Raw genomic sequence first — 23,588 nt, forward strand, 5'->3', positions numbered from 1 at the left:
CCGAAAGGCAGTCGGGGCGGACGGCCCGTACCACCCTGCCAGATTCACCCCTTCGCACAGTCACGGAGACTCTCCATGCGCACTACGCGCTACACGGCGACGCTGGTCGCCGCCGCCGTGGTGGCCGGCGGCCTGGCTCTGTCGAGCCCGGCGTACGCCGACCCCACCCCCGCCGGGACCTTCCGCCAGCTCGTCGGCGTGGGCTCCGACACCACCCAGGACGTGCTCAACGCGCTGGCCGGCGACACCGTCAACAGCATCAGCTACTCCGCCAGCGCCGTGAAGTCGGCGTCCGGTGCCGGTGTCGCCTCGTACGACGCGATCGAGCCCGGCACCGGCTCGACCACATCGAAGATCACCACCCGTACCGGCGGCCCCTCCTTCGCCCGCCCGAACGGCTCCGGCAACGGCCGTATCGCGCTGACCAAGTCGCTGACCGGCGAGGCCTACCCGGACTCCGCCGGTGTCGCCATCAAGGGCCAGGTCGACTTCGCCCGCTCCTCCGGCGGCCCGTCCGCCTCCGGCTCTGCGCTCACCTACATCCCGATGGCGCGCGACGCCGTCGGTGTCGCGGTGCGCGGCTCGGCGCTGGACACGCTGACCGTCAAGCAGCTGCACGACATCTACAACGGCAGCCTGACCACGGTGAACGGCCAGACCGTGCACCCGCGGATCCCGCAGTCCGGCTCGGGCACCCGCAAGTTCTTCCTCAACGCGATCGGCCTGCAGGACACCGAGCTCGCCGCGAGCGTCACGGTCGTCCAGGAGAACCAGGGCAACACCGCGCTCACCGAGGACGGCGCCCTCGTCCCGTTCTCGGTCGGCAGCTGGATCGCCCAGAACAACGGCGTCTCGCCCGACTACACCACGACCGCGGCCGCCGCCGGCGGTCACCTGGCCGCCGTCCAGCTGCCCGGCGACACCGGCGCCACCAGCCCGGTGACCACGGTCAACGGCAAGCTCTCGCCGGTCAACGCGTACTACGAGAACTCCACCTTCGGCCGCGACGTCTACAACGTCGTCCCGACCCGCGCGGTGGACCCGACGAGCATCTTCTTCGACAAGGACCTGTACGACGTCTTCGTCACGAGCGGCAGCCACACCGCCGCCCTGGCCTCCGACTCCGCCGAGAGCGTCATCGCCTCCTTCGGCTTCGTCAACGAGTCCTACAACGGCTCGGTCAACCTGGCCAAGCACGCCAAGCAGGGCGGCCTGGAGGGCACCGGCATCTCCACCGCCGTGCCGGCCGCGCCCGCCCTCAAGACCACCCTCGGCGACCAGAGCGTGAAGCTGAGCTGGACCGCCCCGGACGCCACCGCGCTGCCGGTGACCGACTACCGCGTCACGCTGTACGGCTCGGACGGCGCCGTCGTCGCCACCAAGGACGTGCCGGCCACCACGACCTCGGCGAGCTTCACGGGCCTGGCCATCGGCAACTACTCCGCCACGGTCACCGCCGACAACCTCAGCGGCACGGGTGCGGCGGCCAACTGGTCCGGCGCGGTCAAGTACAAGAGCACCACGACCGCGTCCGTCGCCACGACCGCGTACGGCAAGACCCCGAAGGTCGCCGTCACCGTCGCCGGCAGCCACGGCGTGAAGCCGACCGGCAAGGTCACGGTGAAGGAGGGCTCCACGGTCCTCGGCACCGGCACCCTGGACGCGAGCACCGGCAAGGTCACGGTCTCCCTGTCGAACCACCTCAAGGTGGCCACGCACACGCTGACGGTCTCCTACCCCGGCACCAGCAAGCTGCTGTCGTCCTCGGCGACCGCGACCCTCAAGGTCACCAAGGCGACCGCGTCCGTGAGCACCACGGCGCCCGCGACGGTCAGCCACACCGCCAAGGCCAAGGTCACCGTCAAGGTCACCGCGACCGGCACCACCCCCGGCGGCACGGTGAAGATCTACGAGGGCACCAAGGTCATCGCCACCGGCACGCTCAGCGGCGGCAAGGTCACCATCACCCTGCCGAAGCTGGCCAAGGGCAAGCACACCCTGCACGCCACGTACGCGGGCTCGTCGACGGTGAACGCCAAGACCGGCGCGAACTTCGTCATCAAGTCCACCTGATCCATCTCCCTCCGGGCTGCCGGGGAGGGCCCCTCCTCCCCGGCAGCCCCCTGCAAGCTCTCGCGAAGGAGGCGGGCCGCCGTGACGGTCGCCGTAACACTCACGCTGCCGCGCGTGCCGGGCGTCACCGTGGTCCGCCATCTCGCCCGGGGCGGCCTGCTGAGCCTGGCCGCCCTGCTGCTCGGCATCACCGCCCAGCTGCTGGTCGTCAGCGGCGTCCAGGAACACTCCGCGCAGCACGCCGCGTTCGACGAGCTGCGCGGCCGACTCGCCCTGGGAACCGCCCCGGTGGCACAGACCGACCAGGACGGGAAGCTGCTCGCGCCGGGCACCCCGGTCGCGATCGTCGACATCCCCAGGCTGGGGATGAGCCAGGTCGTGCTGGAGGGCACGGACTCCTCGGTGCTGACCGACGGGCCCGGTCACCGCCGGGACACCCCGATGCCGGGCCAGGCCGGCACCAGCGTGCTGATGGGCCGCGCCGCGGCCTACGGCGGGCCCTTCGGCAAGCTCGGCTCGCTCGCCGAGGGCGACAGGTTCACCGTGATCACCGGGCAGGGCAAGGCGACGTACCAGGTCATCGATGTCCGCCGGGCCGGCGACCAGGCGCCCGCGCCGATCGCCGCCGGCAAGGGACGGCTGGTCCTGGTGACCGCCACCGGCCCCCGTTTCATGCCGGCCGGCGTGCTGCGCGTCGACGCCGACCTGGTCTCCGCGCCCTTCCAGACCCCGGCGGCGGTCATCCGCTCCGGCACGCTCCCCGGCTCCGAGGAGCCCCTCGCCCGCCCGTCCGGGGTGCCCTGGCCGCTGGTGATGTGGCTCCAGGCGCTGCTGCTGGCCGCGGTGGCCGCGGTGTGGGCCTGGCACCGCTGGGGCCGCCACCAGACGTGGATCGTCTTCGCGCCGGTCGTCCTGGTGCTCGGCCTCCAGGTCGCCACGCGCATGACCGAACTCCTCCCCAACCTGCTGTGACCGCATCCCCCGAGGTGACCGACGTGACCGAACTGACCGACGCGAGCGGCCCCTTGGCCGACGCGAGCACCCTGCCGGCCGACGCGGCCGACGCCCTGACCGACACCGTCGTCCTGCCGCCGGCCGGCGCCGGTGCCGCCGCGCCCGCGACGCTCGAGGCGAGGGCGGTCTCGGCGTGGTTCGGCAGCCACCAGGTGCTCAGCCAGGTGTCGCTGACCATGCCCGCGGGCCGGGTGACCGCGCTGATCGGACCGTCCGGCTGCGGCAAGTCGACGTTCCTGCGCACGCTCAACCGCATGCACGAGCTGGTGCCGTCCGCCCAGTTCGGCGGCGAGGTGCTGTTCGAGGGCGAGGACATCTACGACCCGTCGTGGCGGCTGACGGACGCGCGCCGCCGTATCGGCATGGTCTTCCAGAAGCCCAACCCGTTCCCCGCGATGTCGATCTACGACAACGTGGTGGCGGGCCTGCGGCTGACCGGCACGCGGGCCGGCCGCCGGGAGAAGGACGAGCTGGTCGAGGAGTCGCTGTCCCGGGCCGGCCTGTGGAAGGAGGTCCGCGACCGCCTGCGCAAGCCGGGCGGCGCACTCTCCGGCGGCCAGCAGCAACGCCTCTGCATAGCAAGGGCGTTGGCGGTACGCCCCCGAGTCCTCCTCATGGACGAACCGTGCTCGGCCCTGGACCCCACGTCCACGCGCCGCGTGGAGGAGACTATCCACGAGCTGGCCGGCCAGGTCACGGTCGTCATCGTCACCCACAACATGCAGCAGGCCGCCCGCGTCTCCCAACAGTGCGCGTTCTTCCTCGCCGAACAGGGCACCCCCGGCGGAATCGTCGAGGCGGGCCCCACGAACACCATCTTCGACACCCCGAACGACCAACGCACGGCGGACTATGTGGCGGGGCGGTTCGGCTGACGGGGGGTCTCAGAGGCAGTGCAGCACCTTGCCCACCTCGAAGATGGTGGGCCGGTCGGCGGGGGCGTGGCTGAGCATCGCGTCGATCAACTCGCCCAGCTCACCAGGTGCCTTGACCGGTCGACGTCTGCCGTCGGCCACTGCTTCTCTCTGGACGGAGCGTGGAGCGTCGTCCGGGTACTCGACGGCCCGCCGGCCGGTGGCCGCTGCGCCCGATCTCCGGCGCTTCGTAGTGGACGAGGCAGCCGCGGAACGGAAAGTCGCACCCCTCAGGCATGTGTCAGCCCCGGGCGAGGGCAAGGGCTAGGTCGATGAGACGCGTCCGTTCCGGCCCGATGATGAAGTGGGCGGGTTGTACGTCATCGTGCGCCCAGCCCTTGGCGTGCAGTTCGGCCAACGCCTCGACGCACCCCAGAGCCACGCCGATGTCCGGTTCGATCGACGATCCCGGCCGACGACACGGCTCCCACAACCGGTACAGGTCCGGCCCTTCGTGCCACGGCTGGAAGTTCCAGGTTCCGTGTTCCCATTCGCCGTACGCGAGATCGGTCAGGCCGAGGCGCAGCAGCACGGCTCCTTCGCGCGCGGGTGCGAGGGCGGTCCAGGGCTGGGCGGCCCATTCGGCCGTTGCTTCGATCGGGTAGCCGACTTTTACGGCGTAGTGGCCGCGATGGCTCTCCACCTGCCAGACCATGGAGCCGCGGCGGTTGAGGACCAGGCGCTGGGACGTGGGCATGAGCGCGTCGAGCACCACGATCGGCAGTTCAGGGGGTGACCCGGGCAACGTCTGTTCTCCTTCCGGGCGAACGCGGCCGACGACGAGTCGAGGCCGGCCGCGTCGCTGCTGTCGTGTGTCAGTCCTGGTAGTCCTGACCGTACGGACGGCCGCAGTCCGAGTCGCACTGGGCGAGGTTCGTGCCGTCCACGATCCACAGGTCGTCGAAGACCATGAACCCGGCGGCCTTCATGGCTCGGGCCGCGGTGATGACCCTGAGCGGGTCCGCTACTCCGTGGCGAGCCCTCTGTGTTCGGTCCAGGCTCGACATGACTCGACCATGGCCTTGAGCCAGCCCTCATCGGGCTTTCGGTCCGCAGCGGCCAGGTACATCCGCAGGTTGGCGGAGGCGAAGGCATCGATCGCCTCCGGAGCCGCCTTGCGGCGCAGCTTCTCACGCGTGCTCGCCCGCTCGGCGTACACGATGCTGCGCAGGGTTGACCGGGCGATGGGGTGGTTCCTGACGAGCTGGGGGGCGATGACTTCGGCCTTCTCCAGTTCCTTCAGCGCCTTGTCGCAATTCCCGTCCCACAGCCAGGCGCGTGCCAAGTCCATGTGGTGGTGCCCCTGACGGGAGTTGGGAAGGGCCGCGACCAGTTCCTTGCCCGTGCGCCGGTTTATCGACAGGGCTTCGCGTTGCTCGTGCATCTCCAGGGCGACGCTGATCGCGTGGATCTGCACGTTGCCCGGCGAGAACGTCAGGCTGTGACGGTCGGAGACCGGAGGGCCGACGGACTCGGCCATCCGCTTGGCCGCGCTCCGCGCGTGCTTGATCCGATCCTTCGCTTCGGCCTTGCGACCGCCCCGTACGGCCGAGACAGCCGCGCGCAGTTGCAGTGACCCCCACGCCCGAACGGCCAGCGGCTCACCCCGCTCGTAATCCTGCTGCACGCTGCGGATCGCCTTGTCCGACAGGGCAATGGAGTCGTCCCAGTCCGCGGTGGCCCACATGTCCCAGACGCGCATCCAGTCGGCGACGGCGGGCATCACGGGGTCGCCGGACAGCTGTGCGGACCATGCGGCCCGTTCGCAGGCCATGGCGATCAGCTCGGGGTGTCCAAGGGCGTGTGCGGCGTGTGTGGGCGAACTTGCAGCACACCGCGTAGATCGCGAACGCCTCTTCCCGCTCGTGTCCCGTGGCGACTTCGGCCAGGGCGCGCGCTTCGCGGAACAGGTCGGGGAGAATCTGCATGATCGCCGCGTTCGCGGCAGCGTCTCGGAGGCGGTGTAGACGCGTGGTTTCCTGCCACAGCTGACCGGCCTGCCGGGGAGTCCCGTCGAAGACGGGAGCGAGGTCGTAACGGCGCAGCTCACGCATGATTGCTGCGGCGGAGACCTGCCACTGATTCTCGGCCGGGGAGCTGTTGTACGGCCGTCCGATCAGGTCGTCGGATGTACGTGTAGTTCCGAGGCGAGCAGGTTGAGCAGGCCGACGCGGTCCAGCTCGATGTGTCCGCGTTCCATTTTGGACACCCAGCCCTGTGTCTTGCCCAGGGCGGCGGCGAGGTCGGCTTGTGTCATGCCGAGGCGGAGTCGTGCGCGGCGTGCGCGACGGCCGATCTCTTTGGCGGGGCTTCTACCCTTGACTGTACAGAGGCCGCGTGCCGCGTGTGGAGTGCTGCAGACAGAGAAGCACGCGGCGACTGTGTGTCACAGGCTGACTTTGCCTTATGGCGGGGCTACGAGGCGACCACCTCAGATCGTGCGGCTCCGGCCAGCTCCGCCTGCTACCAGCGCGGACTCCGGCAGGCGCGGGGCCAGGACCAGCATGCCGGGAACCGTCACAAGGGCGAGCGCCGCGAGAATGGCCCATGGAGCGGCGCTCGACACGGCGAAGAGCAGCGAGAACAGCAGCGGGGCGACGACCGTGGCGATGGCGAAGGAGTACTGGAACACCGCCAAGTAACGTCCACGGAGGTCAGCAGGCGCGGCATCGGCCGACAGCGCGTTCGACACAGGCGAATGCACGAGCTGAGCCGCCGAGTAGCACAGCACGGCCACGACGAGGCACGGGACCCACAGAACGCGGGGCATCCAAAGCGGTCCAGCTGTGAGGCACGCCCACGAAGCCCAGAGAACTCCAGCCAGGCACAGCGACGTGTGCCGTGGTAGCGGCCGGATCAGGCGGACGACCGAGGTCTGAAGCACAGCCTGGACGACCGTGTTCATCGCCAGCAGCGGACCGACCGCCCAGGTCACAGAGGGCAACTGACGGTCAACGAACGGCGGGAAGGCGACACTCAGCATGACGTTACACAGTGCGAACGCCGTGTTCAGCGCCATGAGCGCCAAGTAAGGGCGGTCGGCCCACAGCGCGCGGTAACCGCGGTTGCCGCGGTCCTCCTTGCTCGGCTCTCCGCGGGATGCCTGAGCAGGCTGAGTCGTGCTCCGCGGCACTCCCCAACTCAGCAGCAGGCCGGCCGCCAGCAGCAGGCAGGCACACGCGCCGATCGTCCCTCGATACATCAGGCCCGACTTCACCGACAGGGTGACGCCCGCGACGATGGCACCGACTCCGTAACCTGCCGCACGCAGCGAGCCGATGATGCCGAACCACCGCTCACGGGAGTGCCCAACCGGATCACGGTCGGACAGATTGCTGACGAGGGTGAAGGCGGAGGACCAGAAGGCCCGCTGCCCTAGTGACGCTACGGTCGCTGCCAGAAGGACCGTGACGCCGTTGCGGGACGCGAGGTACTCCAGCAAGCCGGCCGCCTGGAGCAGCTGTGCCACCAGCACGATCGGTTTCGGCCCATGCCGGTCGACGAGGCCACCGATCCATAGTGGCAAGGGAAGCGACAGCAGGCCGGCCACGCTCAGCAGGGTCCCTACCTGCACCAGCGACGCGCCCGAACTTTCCGACAGATAGAGCAAGGACAACGGGACGAAGAGCCCGTTCACCACCGAGTCGATCACGAGCACAAGGAACACCGCGATTCCGGCCGTGTCCCGTCCAGCCCTCACCGGATGCGGGACGGGCGCGCTCTCCCACCGTCCCAGCCACCGCGACGTCCGCCTCTCCGACCGCGTCAACAATCCCCCTGACTACTTGTGTGGGACGACCGCAGGTGCTGGTCGGCACTGGCCACGCGTTGCTGCAGAGTCTCGTCGAGACTGTCGACCTCTCGCCAGGCCGCGTCGATGATCTCTTCGGCCTGGAGCTGTTGAACGTCGGTTGTAGTGCGGAAGGCAAATCGGAAATCGATGTGCGTGTGGTCCGGCTCACCCTTTGCGTGGTTGGCGGGGATGGGGTGAACGTCGATATGAACCGGCAGCTCACAACTCAGGTATCAGGGCTGAGCTCGTCCAACTTGTCGAAGGTGACCGGCAGTTCGGTCAGTCCTCGTAGCAGGGTGCTCGTCCGCCAGGTCAGCTGGGTCGGATCGGTGGCGAGAGTCATCTGGAGGTGCTGCTGTATGAGCAGGCTTAGCGCGATGGTTGCCTCCGTTCGGGCCAGGGGAGCGCCCAGGCAGTGGTGGAGGCCGTGGCCGAAGGCCAGGTGGGGCTGAGGGCGGCGCGTCACGTCGAAGCGGTCGGGGTCGGGGAAGTGGAGAGGGTCGCGGGAGGCCGCGGCCAGGGAGACCTGGACCGCGTCGCCGGCCGAGATGTGGGTGCCGACCAGGTCCAGGGGTTCGGCGGCGAAGCGGAACGCCGTTGCATGGACGGGGGTGTTGTGACGCAGGGATTCCTCCACCGCTGCAGGGACAAGGTCCGGGTCCCCTTGCAGGAGTACGAGTTGGTCCGGGTGGGCCAGGAGGGCGTGCACGGTCGCCGAGATGAGGTTGACCGTGCTCTCGTGGCCCGCGACCAGGAGCAGGAAGGCCATGCCGAGAAGTTCCTCGGCGGTGAGGCCGTGTGCCTTCTCCGAGGCCAGGTCGCTCAGCAAGGTGCCGTCCGGGGCGGCGGACTTCCGAGTCGTCAGGGCGGTGAGGTACTGGGCAAGGGCGGCAGACGCGGCAGCCGCACTCTCCGGCGTGGTGGGCATGACCAGTTCGTTCGACCAGGCATGGAACGCGGCGCGGTCCGCCACGGGGACGCCCAGGAGGTCGCAGATCACGGTGACGGGAAGAGGGAGGGCGTAGGCGGTCACCAGGTCGGCGGTTCCGAGGTGGGGCAGGGCGGCGAGCAGTTCTGTCGCCGTCGCCTCGATTCTCGGCCGTAGTGCGGCGACACGGCCGGGTGTGAAGTGCCGGGCCACCAGGCCGCGCAGGCGGGTGTGCAGGGGCGGGTCGCTCTGCAGCATGTTGCGGCCCGGGGCGTGGCCGCCGTCGGAACGCCAGGTCGAGGAGTGCCGGATGTCGTTCCGCAGCCGTGGATCGGTGAGCGCGGTGCGGGCCGCGTCCCGGGTCAGCACCAGCCAGCACTCCCCGCTACCGGGGACGAGGACACGGTGTACGGGGCCCTTGGCGCGCAAGGTCGCGTAGACGGGGTACGGGTCGGCCGCCAAGTCGTGCCCGGCGGGAGCCAGTTCCTGAAGGGTGGGCGCCGGCATGAGGTGCCTTTCGTGAATGGCGCTGGTCATGGCAGTGGCTGTCAGGGGGTGGAGGCGGAGAGGGTGTTGCGCCGCTTGGCGGCGGCCGGCCCTACGTCTGCCACACCTCGGCCACCGATTCCGCCAGCGCCGTCGCTTGGGCGTAGCCCGCGCGGGCGGCCCGTGGGACGCGGGAGTTCGCGGTCATGTTGCGGCCCATCGCGCGGCGGGCCGTGCGGTCGGGGGTCAGGAGGGATACGGCGGTTCCGTCGGCCGTGAGGACGGCAGCCTCGTGCGCCGCGCTCGGGTGTGGGCCGACCGCGGCCGGGATGGGGGCGACGGCCAGCACCCGGCCGTATCCGCGGGCCAGTCGGAGGTTGGCGGGGGACCGGCTGCCACCGTCGATCCAGTGGCGTCCCGCCAGTTCCACCGGCGGCCAGACCAGCGGGACGGCACAGCTCGCGGCGACGGCTTCGACCAACCCCACCTTCGCGTCCTTCTCCGCCACCTCCACCCTTCCGTCCGCGTCGAACGCCCCCACCTCTCCCGTACGGGCATCCACCGCTGCGATCCGCAGTGCCCGCTGCGGCCACTCCGTCGCCCCGCGCAGCAACTGCCGTATTGCGTCGAGCATTTCGGTCGCCGGTGCGGCGGTACGTGTGGTCAGGGCGGTGTGGCCCAGGCGTCGTATCGAGCGTTCGGGGTTCCGGGAGCCCAGGGCGGCCCAGAGGAAGCGGAGAGTCTGGAGGGCGGTGACGTCCAGGGTGATGCCGTCAGCGCCGGACAGCTGGCGCTCGTACAGCTCGCTCGGCGGCTGACCGCAGGCCAGCCGGGCGCCGAAGATTGCACCCGCGGAGGTGCCGATCGTCACGTCCGCGTGGTCGAGGTCGATGCCCGCGTCCGCGAGCCCGGCGAGCACGCCGGTCATCCATGCGCCGCCGACCGGGCCTCCGCCGCCGAGTACCAGCGCGGTCCCGTCCGTCGTCCTGCTCTCGCTCACGCCACAGCCTTCCGAGAGGAAGAAATGGGGAGTGCTCCCCATTTTGGTTCCCGACGATAACATCTGTACTGGGGAGTGGTCCCCGCTTTGGTCGGTGAGTGGCTCGGAGGTGTGATGGCGGGCGTGGATGCGGACAAGGACGAGGTCCCGCTTCGGCGGGACGCACGGCGCAACCGGGATCTCCTGGTCGGCGCCGCCCACGAGGTGTTCACCGAGCAGGGGCTGGAGGCGCCGCTCGACGTCATCGCTCGCCGCGCCGGTGTCGGCAACGCCACGCTGTACCGGCACTTCCCGACGCGCGCAGCGCTCGTCGACGCCGTCTTCCGCGACCAACTCGGCGAGACCATCGCCGCGGGGGAGCTGGCGCGGACCGCCCCCGACGCCTGGACCGGCCTGAACGCCTATCTCCGGGGCGTCTTCAGTGCGCTCGCCGCCGACCGCGGTACCAACGACCTCATGACCACCCGTATCCAGGGCGTCGAGGCACTGGACTCCGTGCACGCGCACAACCGGCGGACGATGGAGATCCTGCTGGAACGCGGGCAGGAGGAGGGCAAGGTCCGGGACGACGTCACCACGGAGGACGTTCTGTTCGCGCTGGCCGCACTAGGGCGTGCGGTGCCCGCTCTGACCGCGGCGACCACGTCGGACGCCTGGCTGCGGCCCCTCGCCCTTTTCCTCGACAGCCTGCGCCCCGCACCGGCTCCGCTCCCGGGCTCTCCCCTCGGTGCCGGCCAGCTGGCCGACGTGCTGCGGGAACTGGGTCCGCACCGGTCATCAAACGACGCGTGAAAAGGCCGTGAAAGGGGGTGGCGTGTGCATGTCGGTCTGGCGGGTTGCGCCCCTGGTCGGCGAGGATGCCCCGGTGAACGCGCACATAACACCCCCTGCCGCAGCTCCCCTCCCCGCTCCCGCCCTCCGCCCGGTCCGCAGTGCAGCCCTGTTCACCACCGGCGCCCTCGGGCTGGCCGGGGCCGCATGGGTGTTGCGGGCCGTCTGGGAGGTGCGGCTCTCCGTCGCGGGGGAGCCTGCCTCCGGGCCGCCTGATCAGGGTGGCGGGACCCATCGGGCGCTGAACTCTCTGGAGGACTCGTACCACTTCGTGAACACGGCCGGTGGCTTCGCCGCCCTGCTCTGCGCGGGTGCCTTCATCGGCTGGATGTGGCGGATCCGGGACAACGGGCGGGCGCTGTCCGGGGTCCGGCCGCGCTACTCGGGGATCTGGGTCTACCTCGGGTGGATCGTGCCCGTCGTCAATCTGTGGTTCCCGCGGGGGATCATCGCCGACGCCTACCTGGCCAGTACGCCTGGCGCGCCCGGTGCGCGGGTGCCGCGGTCGCTGAACGTGTGGTGGGGGCTGTGGCTGGTCACGATGGTCGGTGGAGTCGGGTTGATCTACACCGACTCCACCGACGAGATCATCGGGCGTGCCTACGACGACGTCTGGCAGCTGCTGACGGCGGACGCGGCCGTCGTGGGTGCCGCGGTGGCCGGCATCTTCATGGTGCGTGCCGTCACCGCCGTACAGGAGAAGGCGGCCGGTTGAGCCGGGGCGTCAGCTCACGCAGATCAGGTTGAGCACGCACAGGCCCGACGGGGACGTCGAGTCGGAGCTCGTGCCGGACGAACCGGTGGAGTCGGACGCGGACGTGCCCGAGGTGGAGGTCGACGTCGATGTCGAGCTGCCCGAGCCCGAGCCCGAGTTCGAGTTCGAGTTCGAAGTTGTGCTCGTGCTCGTGCTCGTACCCGTGCTGTCCGTCTGCGTTGACGACGGCGTCGAGGTCGATGTCGACGTCGATGTGGAGGTCGTGGCCGTGGACGACGTGTTCCGCTGGGCGGACGTCGTCGTCGGGGTCGACGCCTTGTAGGGCTGCGTCTTCGCCGACTCGGTGTGGGTTGCGCTCCCGGGGGCCGAACGGTGCTGGCCCGTGCCGGAGTTGGACGCCTCCGTCGTGTCGGGCTTGCGGTGCTTGCCGGTGCCCGGGGCGACCGACTCGCTCGTCCCGGTCGCCGGGAGTTCGTCCGTGCCCATGCTGGAGAGGTCCGTGGCCGTCGTCGCCTCGGCACGGTGGCCGCCTCCGCCGCGGTCCATCGACGCGACGGTCAGGCCGCCGCCGACCAGGGCGACGGCGGTCGCCACGACGGCGCGCCGCTGGTTCTTCTTCCACCGGGCCCGCTGCCGACGCCGGGCCGCGCGGCCGGTGGTCACGGGAGCGGGACCCCTGCCCTCGCCCTCGCCCTCGCCCTCGACGGCGCCGTCGGCGTCGCCCACGTGGTCGCCCTCGTAGGAGTAGTCGTAGGCGCCGGGGTTCGACGTCACCGCCGGCACCGGCCACGACGCCGTGGTGGCGGGGGCGGGAGCGCGTCCGGTCATCGGTGCGATGTCCGGGGCGTAGGCACCGCAACCGGGGCACACCAGGGCGCCGTTGAGGTGCCGGCGGCACGAGGAGCAGTAGTCCATCCGCTGTCTTCCTGACGGTTAGCTGACGGTTCGCACGTGAGAATCGAACGGGCGCCAACGCTAGCGGTGGCTTGGCAAGACTGTGTGAGGTCTGTGTGGGCCTCCTGCGTGGATTCTCTTCACACGGCGTGGCCCTGATCACAGTTACCGGGATGTCCAGGTTCGTGCCGTGAACCGCGCGAAGGTGTGGCTGAAGTACCACGTGTCCTGGGCGATCCCGGAGCAGTTGTTGGCCCCGGCGGTACCCACGCAGTTGCCGTTGTCGCGCTGGAGGGCCCAGAAGGAGAGGGTGTTGATGCCCCTGGCCTCGGCCCAGCGCTCGACCTTCACGGCGTCGGCGGTCGTGAACGTCTCCTCGGGGCCGAAGTCGTCGATGCCGGGCATCTCGGTGACGCCGATCATGCGCCACAGCTGCGCCGGGCTCTTCTTCGGGTGGAGGGCGGCGAGTTGGGCGTACAGGCCGTCGGCCGCGGTCTTGGTGTCGGCGGCCATGTCGTGCGTGGCGCCGTCCCAGTAGTCGAAGGTCATGATGTTGACGACGTCCACGCGCGCGTGGTTGTCGACGGCGTTCTGGAGGATGGCCACTCCGCTCGCGACGAGCCCCGTGGTGGTCGTGGGGAGCGTGTACGAGAACTGCACGTGCCGCCCGGTGTGTTCGGCCCAGCGCTGCACCTGCGCGACGGCCTTGTTGCGGCGGTCGATCGCGGCCGTGTTGCCGCTGGAGTCGGCCTCGATGTCGAGGTCGATACGGGAGATGCCGTACGTCGTCACCAGGCTCTCGTAGACCTTGGCGATGGCGTCGACGTCCGTGCAGCTGTCGGCGAGTTCGGTGCCGGTGGTGTCCGCGCCGTAGCCGCCGAAGGACGGGATGACGTCGCCGCCGCGGGCCTGGATGGCGGCGATGTCCGCGCCGAAGGAGGACTTGGCGATCGGGAGCGTGGTGTCGCCGTTCCAGTAGGCCGTGCAGGAACCGGGCTTGTCCGTCTGAAGGAAGGCCATCGTCAGGTACTTGTTGCCGGAGGCCGCGGCCAGTCGGTCCGGGCTTTCGCCGGTCCAGGTCTCGAAGTACGGGGCGGAGACATGGGCGGGGAGGGGGCGGGCCTGGTGGGCGGCCGTGTCCTGCGCGGCGAGGGCGCCACCGCCGCCGAGGGCGACGAGCCCCGCGGACAGGCCGGTGACGGTGACACAGGACAGCAGTGCGCGAAACAGCGGGCGAGGTCGTCTCATTGACGCTCCCAGGGAGGCGGAAGGGAGGGGGGTGGGGACGAACAGCGCCCATCTTTGGACTAGACCATTCAACTGTCAAGGTTCTTTACAGTTCTCTGACCGATCGGGGGCGGGCCCCGGATGGGGAGATTCCGTAGGAAAGCCAAGGGACGACAACCGAATGTCTTGACGTGGTCTCCACGAGCCCGTTGGCTTCCAACTCTCTTGGTGGCCCCGCTGTTTCCACGCCTGGAAGGCACCCGCACGTGATCGTTCGAACTCCCCGCAGATCCACCGCAGTTCGCGTCTCCCTCCCCCTCTTCGCCGGCGCCTCGGTGCTGCTGCTCACGGCCTGCGGCGTGGTGGACGGCGTCACGGGGAGCAGCGGGGCGTCGGCGCCGAACCACCGCAACGACATCAAGGTGGGGCTGCTCCTGCCGGACAAGGACACGGCGCGCTTCGAGCGGTTCGACTACCCCCTGATCAAGGCCCGGGTCGCCTCCCTCACCAGCGGCAAGGGCAAGGTCGTCTACGCCAACGCGGAGGCCAGCGCGGCCACCCAGAGCAAGCAGTTCGGGCAGCTGATCGACGACAAGGTGGACGTGATCCTCGTCGACGCGGTGGACGCCAAGGCCATCGCGCCGGACGTGAAGAAGGCCAAGGACGCCGGGATTCCGGTCATCGCCTACGACCGGCTCGCGCAGGGACCGATCGACGCGTACATCTCGCACGACAACGAACTCGTCGGCGAGGTGCAGGGCCGCGCCATCGTCGACGCGCTCGGCACCAAGGCCGCCACCAGCAAGATCGTCATGATGAACGGCTCGCCCGCCGACCCCAACACCGCCCTCTTCAAGGACGGCGCGCTCAGCGAGCTCAAGGGGCGGGTGATCATCGCCAAGTCCTACGACACCCAGGAGTGGCTGCCGTCGGTCGCCAAGGCCAACATGCAGAAGGCGATCCAGTCGATCGGGCTGGACAACATCGCCGCGGTGTACTCCGCCAACGACGGCATGGCGGGGGCCGTCATCGACGCCCTGGAGCAGGCCGGCGCGACCAAGCTGCCGCCGGTGACCGGGCAGGACGCCAACCTCGACGCGGTGCAGCGGATCGTGGCCGGCGAGCAGACCATGACGGTCTACAAGTCCTTCCTGCTGGAGGCGACCAACGCGGCGGACATGGCCGTGTACAAGGTGCAGGGCCGCGACATCGCCTTCGACGCGCTGACCCAGGACTCGGTCGACAGCCCCACGAAGAAGGACATCCCGGCGATGCTGGTGCCGGTGGTGGCGCTGACGAAGGAGAACATCAAGGACACCGTGGTCAAGGACGGGGTCTACAAGGTGAAGGACATCTGCACGGCGAAGTACGCCGCGGACTGCGCCGCGATCGGGCTGAAGTAACCCTCAGCCGTCCTTGCGCGCGACCCCGCCGTAGATCCCGATCGGCGGGGCATCCGGTGCCGGCGGCTGCTCCGGCCGCCAGTCCGTCACCTTCACCACCCCTGGCTCCACGAGGGTGAAGTCGCCGAAGAATCCGGTGACTTCGGCGTGGGTGCGCAGGTTCATCGTGGCCGTCGCCCGGTTGTAGACCTTCGCGGCGTCCGTGCGGCCGTCCTCGTGGACGTCTCCCGTGGCGTGGGAGAGGACCAGGTACGAGCCGGGCGGCAACGCGTCCCGCAGGGTGGTGACGATGCCGTACGGGTCGTCGGCCTCGGACAGGAAGTGCACCACCGCCACCAGCAGCAGCGCCACCGGCTCGGCGAAGTCGATCACCTCGCGTATGTCGGGGTGGTCAAGCACCGCCCGCGGGTCGCGCAGGTCGGCCAGGACCACGGAGGTCGCCGCGTCCGTGTCGTCCAGCAGGGCCATGGAGTGGGTGCTGACGATCGGGTCGTTGTCGACGTACGCGATCCGGGTGTCCGGGGCGATGGCGCGGGCCACCTGGTGGACGTTGGGCTCGGTCGGCAGGCCCGTGCCGATGTCGAGGATCTGCCGCACCCCGCCCTCCCCGACCACGTGCCGCACCGCGCGCTGCAGGAAGCGCCGGTTGGCGCGGACGCCGTCCCGCACCTCGGGGGCCACCGCGATGAACTGCTCGGCGGCCTCCCGGTCGACCTCGTAGTTGTCCTTGCCGCCGAGGAAGTAGTCGTACATCCGCGCCGGATGGGGCTTGCTCGTGTCGATCGGAAGGGTCATGGGCACTTTCTAACACGTCCGGACGGGGGCGAGACGTCCGTCAACTAAGCGACTTTGAAAGCCCGTTGGGCCTGGTCGCGGTCACCAACCCGTGTGCAGGAGATGGTTGAGCAGCAGTGCCAGGACCGCCTGGGCCGCCAGCCACATCCGCGGGCGGGTCAGGAAGGCGCACGACGGCAGCAGCCACATCGCGAACGGCAGCCAGATCCGCTCCGTCTCCGCCTTGCTCATGCCGGACAGGTCGGCGGCCAGGAGGGCGAGCAGGGCGGCGGTGACGAGGACGGCGAGGCGGGTGCCGTCGTCCCGGCGGACGAGGGTCACGGCGGTGCGGCGCAGGCCCGCCGCCGTCGCGAGGCCCGTGATCAGGACCGTGCAGGCGAGGTTGGCCCACACCCAGTAGCCGTACGGGCGGATCCCGCCCGCGCCCTGGTCGTAGCGGGTGACCAGCAGCCGGTAGGCCTCCCACCAGTCGAACCCGGCGAGCGTGAACGCCGTCGGCACGACGGCGAGACCCGCGACCAGCGGCACGAGGAGCAGGGGGCGCTCGCGGACCCGGCCCCGCCCCAGCAGCAGGACCGCCGCGCCGATGAGGGCGAAGAGCGTGAGGCCGTACGAGAGATAGCAGGTCAGGCCGAACAGCAGGCCCGAGCCCGCCGCCCACCACAGCGAGCGGCCGGTGACGGCCAGTGCGAGCAGGGCCACCGCCCAGGCGGCGACCGCCGCGAAGTAGGCGTCCGCGGACGTGCCCAGCCACACGGCGGCCGGGGTCAGCACCAGGAACGGCGCCGCCCGCCGCGCGAGCCCCTCCCCGGCGAAGGCCCGCACGGCGACCAGCACCGCCACGCCCGCCGTCGCGCCCACGACGATGCACCACATCCCGGCCCAGCCGCCGCCGCGCAGCCCGGCCCGGTCGAGCAGGACGAAGGTGAGGGTCGCCGCCGGGGGGTGGCCGGCGACATGGGCGGGCCAGTGGTCGGGGGAGCCGAGCAGGATGTGGTGGGTGAAGTCGCGCAGGGTGCCGGGGATGTCGTGGAAACGGTCGATGACCTGGAGGTATTCGTAACGGGTGGCGAGCCGGTTCGCGATGCCGAGGTGCCAGCCGTCGACCAGCGCGAGGGAGACGATCCAGGCGGTCGCCGTCGCCCAGACCGTCGCCAGCAGCGCCCGCCAGGGCAGCCGGGCGGCCAGGACCGGGCCGTACGCCACCACGGCCGCCGCCACCAGCAGCGCGGCGGGGGTGCCGGGGCCGAGGTGCGGGCCCCAGGTGGCGAACAGGGGCGGCCACGCGACGAAGAGGGTGTGCTCGGTGTCCTGGATGTGGCGGCCGACCAGGGCGGCGGTGGCGACGAGGAGTACGGCGGCGAGGACGGCGTACAGATCGCGGAGCAGGGCGCGGTTCACATGCGGCACGCTAGGCCGGACGGCGGGCGCCGGAGCCGTGCCGGGGCCGGACGTCAGCGTTTCGTCATGGGTCGCGCACCCTCTCTTGGGGTGATCCCGACCTACCGTCGGCCCATGGACGCCCCACACCTCCCCACCTCGCCGGGCTTCTGGCGCAGCCCGCTGCGCGGCCCCCGCTTCACCTCGGTCCTCGGCCTGGTCCTGCTGGTCGGGATCACCGTGCTGTTCGTGACCGGACTGCTCTCGTACGCCGCCTACAACCCGGGCCTGTCGCCGGTGAACGACAAGACCCCGGACAAGGGCATCCTCGGCTTCTACCTCTTCGCCTGGCCGACCCACCCGCACTGGCTGTACCGGCTCACCCAGGGCGTCCACGTCACGCTGGGCATCACCCTGATCCCCGTCCTGCTGGCCAAGCTGTGGTCGGTGATCCCGAGGCTGTTCGCCCTGCCGCCGGCCCGCTCGCTCGCCCACGCGCTGGAGCGGATCTCCTTGCTGCTGCTGGTCGGGGGCGGCCTGTTCGAGTTCGTGACGGGCGTCCTCAACGTCCAGCTGGACTACGTCTTCCCGGGCTCCTTCTACCCCCTGCACTTCTACGGCGCGTGGGTGTTCTTCGCCGCGTTCCTGGCGCACGCGGTGCTGAAGACACCGGCGGCGGTACGGAACGTGCGGCGCATGCGGGGCAGTGAACCGGCCGCCGTCGAGGGCGAGTTGGTGTCGCCGCGCCCGGCGCCCCCGACCGTCTCCCGGCGCGGGGCCCTGTGGTTCGTAGGCGGTGGCTCGGCGCTCCTGTTCACCACCACCGTCGGGCAGGACTTCGACGGACTGCGCCGCACGGCCCTGCTCGCCCCGCACGGCGGCGCCGTCCCCGTGAGCGGCCCGAACGGCTTCCAGATCAACAAGACCGCCGCGTACGCCGGTATCGACCCGGCAGAGACGAGCGCGGAGGCCTGGCGCCTGGTGGTGACGGGCCGCACCGGCACGGTCCGCCTCAGCCGCGCCCAGCTCGCCGAACTCCCCCTGCACAGCTCGGCGTTGCCCATCGCCTGCGTGGAGGGCTGGTCGACGTCCGACCAGTGGTGGCGGGGCGTACGGCTGCGCGACCTGGCGGCCCTCGTCGGCCACGAAGGGGATCCGCCGGACCTGTTCGTCGAGTCCCTCCAACGGCACGGCGCCTTCCGCCGCGCGGCCCTGCGCGCCAACCAGGTCGCCGACCCGCGCTCCCTGCTCGCCCTCTACGTCAACGGCGAGGACCTGTCCCCCGACCACGGCCACCCGGCCCGCGTCATCGTCCCGGCCGCACCCGGAGTGCTGAACACCAAGTGGGTGGCCCGCCTGACCTTCGGAGACCTGTGATGCGACGACGGTTCCGGATCCCGTTCGGCAGCCCGTTCCAACTCCTGCTGCTGGCCTGCTCGTTCGCCCTCGCCGCCTACGCCGGCGTGCGGCTCCTCGCCGACGACTGGTTCGGCGTGGCGCTGTGGCTGGTGGGCGCGGCCCTGCTGCACGACCTGGTCTTCCTGCCGCTGTACGCGGTGGCGGACCGGGCGGTGGTACGAGGGCTGGAGGCGGGCCGGCGCCGCGCATGGGCGATGTACGTGCGCGTGCCGGCCGCCCTCTCCGGCCTGCTCCTGCTGGTGTGGTTCCCGCTGATCAGCGGCACGGTCGACCGGCGCTACCGGTCGGCGACGGCACTCTCGCCGGACGGCTTCCTGGCCCGCTGGCTGCTGATCACGGCCGTACTCTTCGCGGCTTCGGCGCTGTTGCTGGCGCTGCGGGTGCGCAGGGCGACGAAGCGGCGGCCGTCGGCCGTCCACTGACCGGCCCGCGCCCACCCACGGGCGTGCCGCAGCAGGGCCGGGGTGCCGAGGCGGGCCCAGGGGAAGGGGGCGCCGGTCGCCTCGAAGGCGTCGGTGAGGTGGACGTGGGCGCGCTCGTCGATGTCCACGGGGGCGGTCTCGGCGATCAACAGGCCGCCGGGGGTGAGGAGTTGCCGTACCCGCTCCAGCAGCTCGCGGGGATCGCCGCCGATGCCGATGTTCCCGTCCATGAGCAGCACGGTGTCCCAGCGTCCCTCGCCGGGCAGCGCCTCGAACACGGAGCGCCGCAGCGCCTGCCCGCCGAGCCGCACGGTGTGCTCGACGGCGGCCTCGCTCACGTCGATCCCGAGGACGGTACGGCCCCGGGCGGCGAGCTCGGCGACCAGCCGCCCCGGCCCGCACCCGACGTCCAGCACGACACCCTCGCACCGGTCCAGCACGTCCCGGTCGACCCGATCGGCCCGCGCACACCACCGCTCCACGTCCAACGGCAGCAGCCACCCGTCGGCCCGCCGCAGAAAGAGGGGGCCGCGCCCGGAACGCAGGGCACTGGAGTAGGGGTCGGCGGTGGCCCAGGCGGGGGTGGGGGCTGGGGCTGGGGTGGGCGTGGGACGGGGCGAGGTGAGAGCCGGGCCCCGATCGGCGACGGGGCGGGAGGGGGAGACGGTGAGGAGGGGGGCGTGCGGGGATTGCGGGATGCTGCCGGGGGGTTGGGCGATGGTTCCGCCGGTTGGTGTGGTGATGGTTCCGCTGGTCGGTGTGGCGGCGTTCCCGCTCGGCGGGTGTGCTTGGTGCCGAGGCTGCGCTGTGGCTGTCGCGTCGACCGGTGTGCGGGTCGGCTGGATCCTCATCGCCGTGCCGCCGCCTCGTACCGCGCCAGCCGCCGCGCGAACCGGCCCTGCGGGGCCGACGCGGCCACCGCGTGGGCGTCGGCCGCGGTGTCCACGTCCCGGAGGCGGGGCAGGTCCCGTACCCGCAGGCCCGCGTCGACCAGCCGCCGCCGCTGCACGGCCCCTGTCACCGGCGTCGACATCGGCACGCCTCGGAGCAGCGCGGGGTCGGGGTCGGCGAGGCCCAGGGCCCAGAAGCCGCCGTCCTCCGCCGGGCCGAAGTACGCGTCGCAGTCCGCGAAGTCGACGGTGAGCAGGCCGGGCGTGACCTGCGGGGTGTCCATGCCGATCAGCAGCGCGGGCCCGGCACAGTGCGCGAAGGCGTCCGCGAGCCGTTCGTCGAGGCCGCCCGGACACTGCCGTACGACCTCGAAACCGGGCGGCAGCCAGGGGCCGGGAGTGCCGTCGAGCACGAGGACGCGACGGGTGGCGGGCGTCGCCGCGACGGCCGCCAGGCTGTCGGCGAGGGCGGCCTCGGCGAGCGAGGCCGCCTCCGCCGGGCTGAAGGGCGGGGTCAGCCGGGTCTTCACCCGGCCGGGGAGGGGCTCCTTCGCGATGACGAGCAGCGTGGCCGGCGCGCAGCCTCTCCGCGCTCCCGGTGCGTCGGCCGTGCGGTCCGTCCGGGCAGGTGGGTTCGACCCGCTGTCCGCTCCTCGGCGCGTGGTCACCGTACGCCCCTCCCGTCCGCCAGCACCCGGCTCATGTCCCGTACCGCCTGCCAGGTCCCGAGCCAGGTGCCCGTCACCTTCGATGTGCCGGTGCGGGGGAGGTACGGGACGTCGTGCTCGGTGATCCGCCAGCCCGCGTCGGCCGCGCGCACCACCATCTGCAGGGGATAGCCGCTGCGCCGGTCCGTGAGGCCGAGCGCGAGCAGGGGTTCGCGGCGGGCGGCGCGCAGGGGGCCGAGGTCGTGCAGGCGCAGCCCGGTGCGGCGGCGCAGCAGGCGGGCGAGCGCGAGGTTGCCCGCCCGGGCGTGCGCGGGCCACGCGCTCCGGGTGCGCGGGCGCCTGCGGCCGAGGACCAAGTCGGCTTCCCCGGAACGGACTTCACGTACGAACGGCACCAGGAGCGCCGGGTCGAGCGAGGCGTCGCAGTCGCAGAAGCAGACGATCTCGGCGGTGGCCGCGAGCAGCCCGGCGTGGCAGGCCGCGCCGAAGCCACGCCGGGGCTCCTCGACGACGGTCGCGCCGAGCGAGCGGGCGAGTTGCGCCGAGCCGTCGGCCGAACCGTTGTCGACGACCAGGGCCCGCCAGCCGGCCGGGATCCTGGCCAGGACCCAGGGCAGGGCCGCGGCCTCGTTGAGACAGGGGAGGACGACATCAACGTCCGCGTCGGTGGTCACGGCTTTCACCCTACGAACGCGAATCGGTCATAACGGACTTCTGCTCCTTACGAAACGCGGACGTCGGCCACCCGGGGACTCTCGCTTCCGTTCCCTGCGAAACGCGGACGTAGGGCCACTTCCGTTTCTTACGAATCGCGGACGTCGGACCGCCCGAGGCGCTTGTGCGCGGCGTCGGGGTCCACCCGGTGCGAGGCTGGGGGTATGCAGCAGTCGTACGAGCCCGAGCGGCCGGCACCCGCGCGGGTCCTGGTCGTGGATGACGACCCCACGGTCGCGGAGGTCGTCGCCGGTTACCTGGACCGCGCCGGATACGCCGTCGACCGGGCCGCCGACGGCCCCGCCGCCCTCACCCGCGCCGCCGCCCACCGCCCCGACCTGGTGGTCCTCGACCTGATGCTGCCCGGCATGGACGGCCTGGAGGTCTGCCGCCGGATGCGGGAGAGCGGCCCGGTGCCGGTCATCATGCTCACCGCCCGCGGCGACGAGGACGACCGCATCCTCGGCCTGGAGGTCGGCGCCGACGACTACGTGACCAAGCCCTTCAGCCCGCGCGAGCTGGTCCTGCGGGTGGAGTCGGTGCTGCGCCGGTCCCGCCCGACCACCGCCAGGCCCGCCTCCGCGCCCCTCGCCGCGGCGGGGCTGAGCGTCGACCCCGCGGCCCGCCGCGCCACCAAGAACGGCGCCGAACTCGCCCTCACCCTGCGGGAGTTCGACCTCCTCGCCTTCTTCCTGCGGCACCCGGGACGGGCGTACGGCCGCGAGGACCTGATGCGCGAGGTGTGGGGCTGGGACTTCGGCGACCTGTCCACGGTGACCGTGCACGTCCGCCGGCTGCGCGGCAAGGTCGAGGACGACCCGGCCCGACCGCGCCTGATCCAGACCGTGTGGGGCGTCGGCTACCGCTTCGAACCGGGAGGGGAGTGAGGATGAGGGACACCCTGCTCATCGCCCTCTTCGCGTTCCTCGGCGCGGCGGCGGCCGGGCTGCTCGGCGCCGGCACGCTGTGGGTGCTGCGCCGCCGCTCGCTCACCACCTCGCTGACCGTGGTGGCCGCGGTCGCGGTGACCGCGATGCTCGCGGGCACCCTCGCGGTGGCGCAGGCGATGTTCCTGTCCGGCCACGACCTGAGCGTGGTGACGACGGTCGTGGCGATGGCGGCGGTGGTCTCCCTGGCCACCGCCCTGCTGCTGGGCCGCTGGGTGGTCGCCCGCAGCCGCGAACTCGCCCGTGCCGCCCGCTCGTTCGGCGACGGCGGCGCCTTCACCGCCCCCGACGGGCCGACCACCGCCGAACTGGACGCGCTCAGCCGCGAGTTGGCGGCGACCAGTGCCAAGCTCGCCGAATCCCGGGACCGGGAGCGGGCGTTGGAGACCTCCCGCCGTGAGCTGGTCGCGTGGATCTCGCACGACCTGCGCACCCCGCTGGCCGGTCTGCGGGCCATGTCGGAGGCCCTGGAGGACGGGGTGGCGACCGACCCCGACCGCTATCTCCGCCAGATCCGTACCGAGGTCGAACGCCTCAACGCCATGGTCGGCGACCTCTTCGAGCTCTCCCGCATCCACGCCGGCACCCTCACGCTCACCCTCTCCCGCATGTCCCTCTACGACCTGATCGGCGACGCGCTGGCGGGAGCGGACGCCCTCGCCCGCGAGCACGGCGTACGGCTGGTCGGCGGCGAGGTGGAGCCGCTGCCGGTGGAGGTCGACGGCAAGGAGATGAGCCGGGTCCTCGGCAACCTCCTGGTCAACGCCATTCGCCGCACCCCGGCCGACGGCACGGTCGCGGTCGCCGCGGAGCGCTCCGCGGACGGTGTCGTGGTGTCGGTGACGGACGGCTGCGGCGGCATCCCCGACGAGGACCTCCCGCGCGTCTTCGACACGGGCTGGCGGGGCACGGACGCGCGTACACCGCCGGCCGGGGCGGGGCTGGGGCTGGCGATCGTACGGGGGATCGTGGAGGCGCACCGGGGGCGGGCGAGCGTACGGAACATCCCGGGCGGCTGCCGCTTCGAGGTGACGCTGCCGACGGCGGGCGCGACGGGTGCCACGGGCGCTTGAGG

The 23,588-nt window shown here is 71.5% G+C and carries 19 protein-coding genes and 2 pseudogenes; 9 read left to right on the forward strand and 12 right to left on the reverse strand.

The features are described from left to right. Positions 1 to 75 precede the first annotated feature (75 nt). From MQP27_RS27625 to pstB, 3 genes are all read left to right on the forward strand, one after another. Positions 76 to 2,073 (forward strand): Ig-like domain repeat protein, encoded by a 1,998-nt coding sequence (locus MQP27_RS27625; RefSeq protein WP_242768615.1) that lies wholly within the window; start codon positions 76 to 78, stop codon positions 2,071 to 2,073. 81 nt (positions 2,074 to 2,154) lie between these two features. Continuing rightward, positions 2,155 to 3,045 carry a sortase gene (locus tag MQP27_RS27630; RefSeq protein WP_242768616.1) on the forward strand — a complete coding sequence of 297 codons (891 nt, stop codon included), beginning with the start codon at positions 2,155 to 2,157 and terminating at the stop codon, positions 3,043 to 3,045. 113 nt (positions 3,046 to 3,158) lie between these two features. Continuing rightward, on the forward strand, positions 3,159 to 3,962 hold the full coding sequence (pstB, locus tag MQP27_RS27635; RefSeq protein WP_242768780.1) for a phosphate ABC transporter ATP-binding protein PstB: 804 nt from the start codon (positions 3,159 to 3,161) through the stop codon (positions 3,960 to 3,962). A 9-nt stretch (positions 3,963 to 3,971) separates the two neighbouring features. Here pstB and MQP27_RS27640 read toward each other — a convergent pair. The 5 genes and pseudogenes from MQP27_RS27640 to MQP27_RS27660 all read right to left on the reverse strand — a co-directional run bounded on the left by MQP27_RS27640 (position 3,972) and on the right by MQP27_RS27660 (position 10,208). After that, positions 3,972 to 4,746: pseudogene (locus tag MQP27_RS27640) on the reverse strand (serine/threonine-protein kinase). Between the two features lie 372 nt (positions 4,747 to 5,118). Beyond that, positions 5,119 to 6,297 (reverse strand): annotated as a pseudogene (locus MQP27_RS27645) (helix-turn-helix domain-containing protein); the annotation flags it as partial. A 135-nt stretch (positions 6,298 to 6,432) separates the two neighbouring features. After that, positions 6,433 to 7,701 carry an MFS transporter gene (locus MQP27_RS27650; protein WP_308289998.1) on the reverse strand — a complete coding sequence of 423 codons (1,269 nt, stop codon included), beginning with the start codon at positions 7,699 to 7,701 and terminating at the stop codon, positions 6,433 to 6,435. Between the two features lie 319 nt (positions 7,702 to 8,020). Further along, the gene (locus tag MQP27_RS27655) at positions 8,021 to 9,229 is read right to left on the reverse strand and encodes a cytochrome P450 family protein (RefSeq protein WP_242768781.1); all 1,209 of its coding nucleotides are present in this window, start codon (positions 9,227 to 9,229) and stop codon (positions 8,021 to 8,023) included. A 91-nt stretch (positions 9,230 to 9,320) separates the two neighbouring features. Next, positions 9,321 to 10,208 carry a patatin-like phospholipase family protein gene (locus tag MQP27_RS27660; protein ID WP_308289999.1) on the reverse strand — a complete coding sequence of 296 codons (888 nt, stop codon included), beginning with the start codon at positions 10,206 to 10,208 and terminating at the stop codon, positions 9,321 to 9,323. A gap of 114 nt (positions 10,209 to 10,322) precedes the next feature. Between MQP27_RS27660 and MQP27_RS27665 the strand changes: the two genes are divergently transcribed. Beyond that, a complete protein-coding gene (locus MQP27_RS27665; protein ID WP_242768618.1) occupies positions 10,323 to 11,000 on the forward strand; it encodes a TetR/AcrR family transcriptional regulator in 678 nt (225 codons plus the stop codon). Positions 11,001 to 11,073: 73 nt separating this feature from the next. After that, positions 11,074 to 11,754 carry a DUF4328 domain-containing protein gene (locus tag MQP27_RS27670; protein ID WP_242768619.1) on the forward strand — a complete coding sequence of 227 codons (681 nt, stop codon included), beginning with the start codon at positions 11,074 to 11,076 and terminating at the stop codon, positions 11,752 to 11,754. Positions 11,755 to 11,763: 9 nt separating this feature from the next. Here the strand turns inward: MQP27_RS27670 and MQP27_RS27675 are convergent, their stop codons facing one another. Both MQP27_RS27675 and MQP27_RS27680 read right to left on the reverse strand, forming a co-directional pair. Then, the gene (locus MQP27_RS27675; protein WP_242768620.1) at positions 11,764 to 12,669 is read right to left on the reverse strand and encodes an SCO2400 family protein; all 906 of its coding nucleotides are present in this window, start codon (positions 12,667 to 12,669) and stop codon (positions 11,764 to 11,766) included. Between the two features lie 144 nt (positions 12,670 to 12,813). After that, on the reverse strand, positions 12,814 to 13,896 hold the full coding sequence (locus MQP27_RS27680) for a chitinase (protein WP_308290000.1): 1,083 nt from the start codon (positions 13,894 to 13,896) through the stop codon (positions 12,814 to 12,816). A gap of 245 nt (positions 13,897 to 14,141) precedes the next feature. Here MQP27_RS27680 and MQP27_RS27685 point away from each other — a divergent pair, with 245 nt between their 5' ends. After that, positions 14,142 to 15,278: a sugar ABC transporter substrate-binding protein gene (locus MQP27_RS27685; protein WP_372511326.1), complete on the forward strand. Its 1,137-nt coding sequence runs from the start codon at positions 14,142 to 14,144 to the stop codon at positions 15,276 to 15,278. A 3-nt stretch (positions 15,279 to 15,281) separates the two neighbouring features. On the opposite strand, the gene MQP27_RS27690 is transcribed toward MQP27_RS27685, so the two are convergent. Beyond that, positions 15,282 to 16,073: an SAM-dependent methyltransferase gene (locus MQP27_RS27690; protein WP_242768621.1), complete on the reverse strand. Its 792-nt coding sequence runs from the start codon at positions 16,071 to 16,073 to the stop codon at positions 15,282 to 15,284. 81 nt (positions 16,074 to 16,154) lie between these two features. Continuing rightward, on the reverse strand, positions 16,155 to 17,474 hold the full coding sequence (locus MQP27_RS27695; RefSeq protein ID WP_242768622.1) for a hypothetical protein: 1,320 nt from the start codon (positions 17,472 to 17,474) through the stop codon (positions 16,155 to 16,157). Positions 17,475 to 17,588: 114 nt separating this feature from the next. Here MQP27_RS27695 and MQP27_RS27700 point away from each other — a divergent pair, with 114 nt between their 5' ends. Next, on the forward strand, positions 17,589 to 18,830 hold the full coding sequence (locus MQP27_RS27700; protein WP_242768623.1) for a molybdopterin-dependent oxidoreductase: 1,242 nt from the start codon (positions 17,589 to 17,591) through the stop codon (positions 18,828 to 18,830). Between the two features lie 319 nt (positions 18,831 to 19,149). Here MQP27_RS27700 and MQP27_RS27705 read toward each other — a convergent pair whose 3' ends face one another. The 3 genes from MQP27_RS27705 to MQP27_RS27715 form a co-directional block, all read right to left on the reverse strand. Continuing rightward, positions 19,150 to 19,839: a class I SAM-dependent methyltransferase gene (locus MQP27_RS27705; RefSeq protein WP_278196655.1), complete on the reverse strand. Its 690-nt coding sequence runs from the start codon at positions 19,837 to 19,839 to the stop codon at positions 19,150 to 19,152. A 302-nt stretch (positions 19,840 to 20,141) separates the two neighbouring features. Further along, positions 20,142 to 20,750, reverse strand: coding sequence for a TIGR04282 family arsenosugar biosynthesis glycosyltransferase (locus tag MQP27_RS27710; RefSeq protein WP_242768785.1), 609 nt, complete (start codon positions 20,748 to 20,750; stop codon positions 20,142 to 20,144). Between the two features lie 98 nt (positions 20,751 to 20,848). Then, complete coding sequence (locus MQP27_RS27715) at positions 20,849 to 21,535, reverse strand: glycosyltransferase family 2 protein (RefSeq protein WP_242768624.1); 687 nt, start codon at positions 21,533 to 21,535, stop codon at positions 20,849 to 20,851. Positions 21,536 to 21,730: 195 nt separating this feature from the next. On the opposite strand from MQP27_RS27715, the gene MQP27_RS27720 reads away from it, so the two are divergent. Then, complete coding sequence (locus MQP27_RS27720; RefSeq protein ID WP_242768625.1) at positions 21,731 to 22,453, forward strand: response regulator transcription factor; 723 nt, start codon at positions 21,731 to 21,733, stop codon at positions 22,451 to 22,453. A gap of 2 nt (positions 22,454 to 22,455) precedes the next feature. Then, positions 22,456 to 23,586 (forward strand): sensor histidine kinase, encoded by a 1,131-nt coding sequence (locus MQP27_RS27725; protein ID WP_242768626.1) that lies wholly within the window; start codon positions 22,456 to 22,458, stop codon positions 23,584 to 23,586. The last annotated feature ends 2 nt before the right edge of the window (positions 23,587 to 23,588 follow it).

The organism is Streptomyces cylindrosporus (genome assembly GCF_022698165.1).
Taxonomy (GTDB): domain Bacteria; phylum Actinomycetota; class Actinomycetes; order Streptomycetales; family Streptomycetaceae; genus Streptomyces; species Streptomyces cylindrosporus.

Excerpts from the sequence above, each read along its gene's own strand:
- MQP27_RS27625 (WP_242768615.1), top strand. The coding sequence starts at position 76 with ATGCGCACTACGCGCTACACGGCGACGCTGGTCGCCGCCGCCGTGGTG.
- MQP27_RS27655 (WP_242768781.1), bottom strand. The coding sequence starts at position 9,229 with ATGCCGGCGCCCACCCTTCAGGAACTGGCTCCCGCCGGGCACGACTTG.
- MQP27_RS27665 (WP_242768618.1), top strand. The coding sequence starts at position 10,323 with ATGGCGGGCGTGGATGCGGACAAGGACGAGGTCCCGCTTCGGCGGGAC.
- MQP27_RS27675 (WP_242768620.1), bottom strand. The coding sequence starts at position 12,669 with ATGGACTACTGCTCCTCGTGCCGCCGGCACCTCAACGGCGCCCTGGTG.
- MQP27_RS27680 (WP_308290000.1), bottom strand. The coding sequence starts at position 13,896 with ATGAGACGACCTCGCCCGCTGTTTCGCGCACTGCTGTCCTGTGTCACC.
- MQP27_RS27690 (WP_242768621.1), bottom strand. The coding sequence starts at position 16,073 with ATGACCCTTCCGATCGACACGAGCAAGCCCCATCCGGCGCGGATGTAC.
- MQP27_RS27700 (WP_242768623.1), top strand. The coding sequence starts at position 17,589 with ATGGACGCCCCACACCTCCCCACCTCGCCGGGCTTCTGGCGCAGCCCG.
- MQP27_RS27720 (WP_242768625.1), top strand. The coding sequence starts at position 21,731 with ATGCAGCAGTCGTACGAGCCCGAGCGGCCGGCACCCGCGCGGGTCCTG.
- MQP27_RS27725 (WP_242768626.1), top strand. The coding sequence starts at position 22,456 with ATGAGGGACACCCTGCTCATCGCCCTCTTCGCGTTCCTCGGCGCGGCG.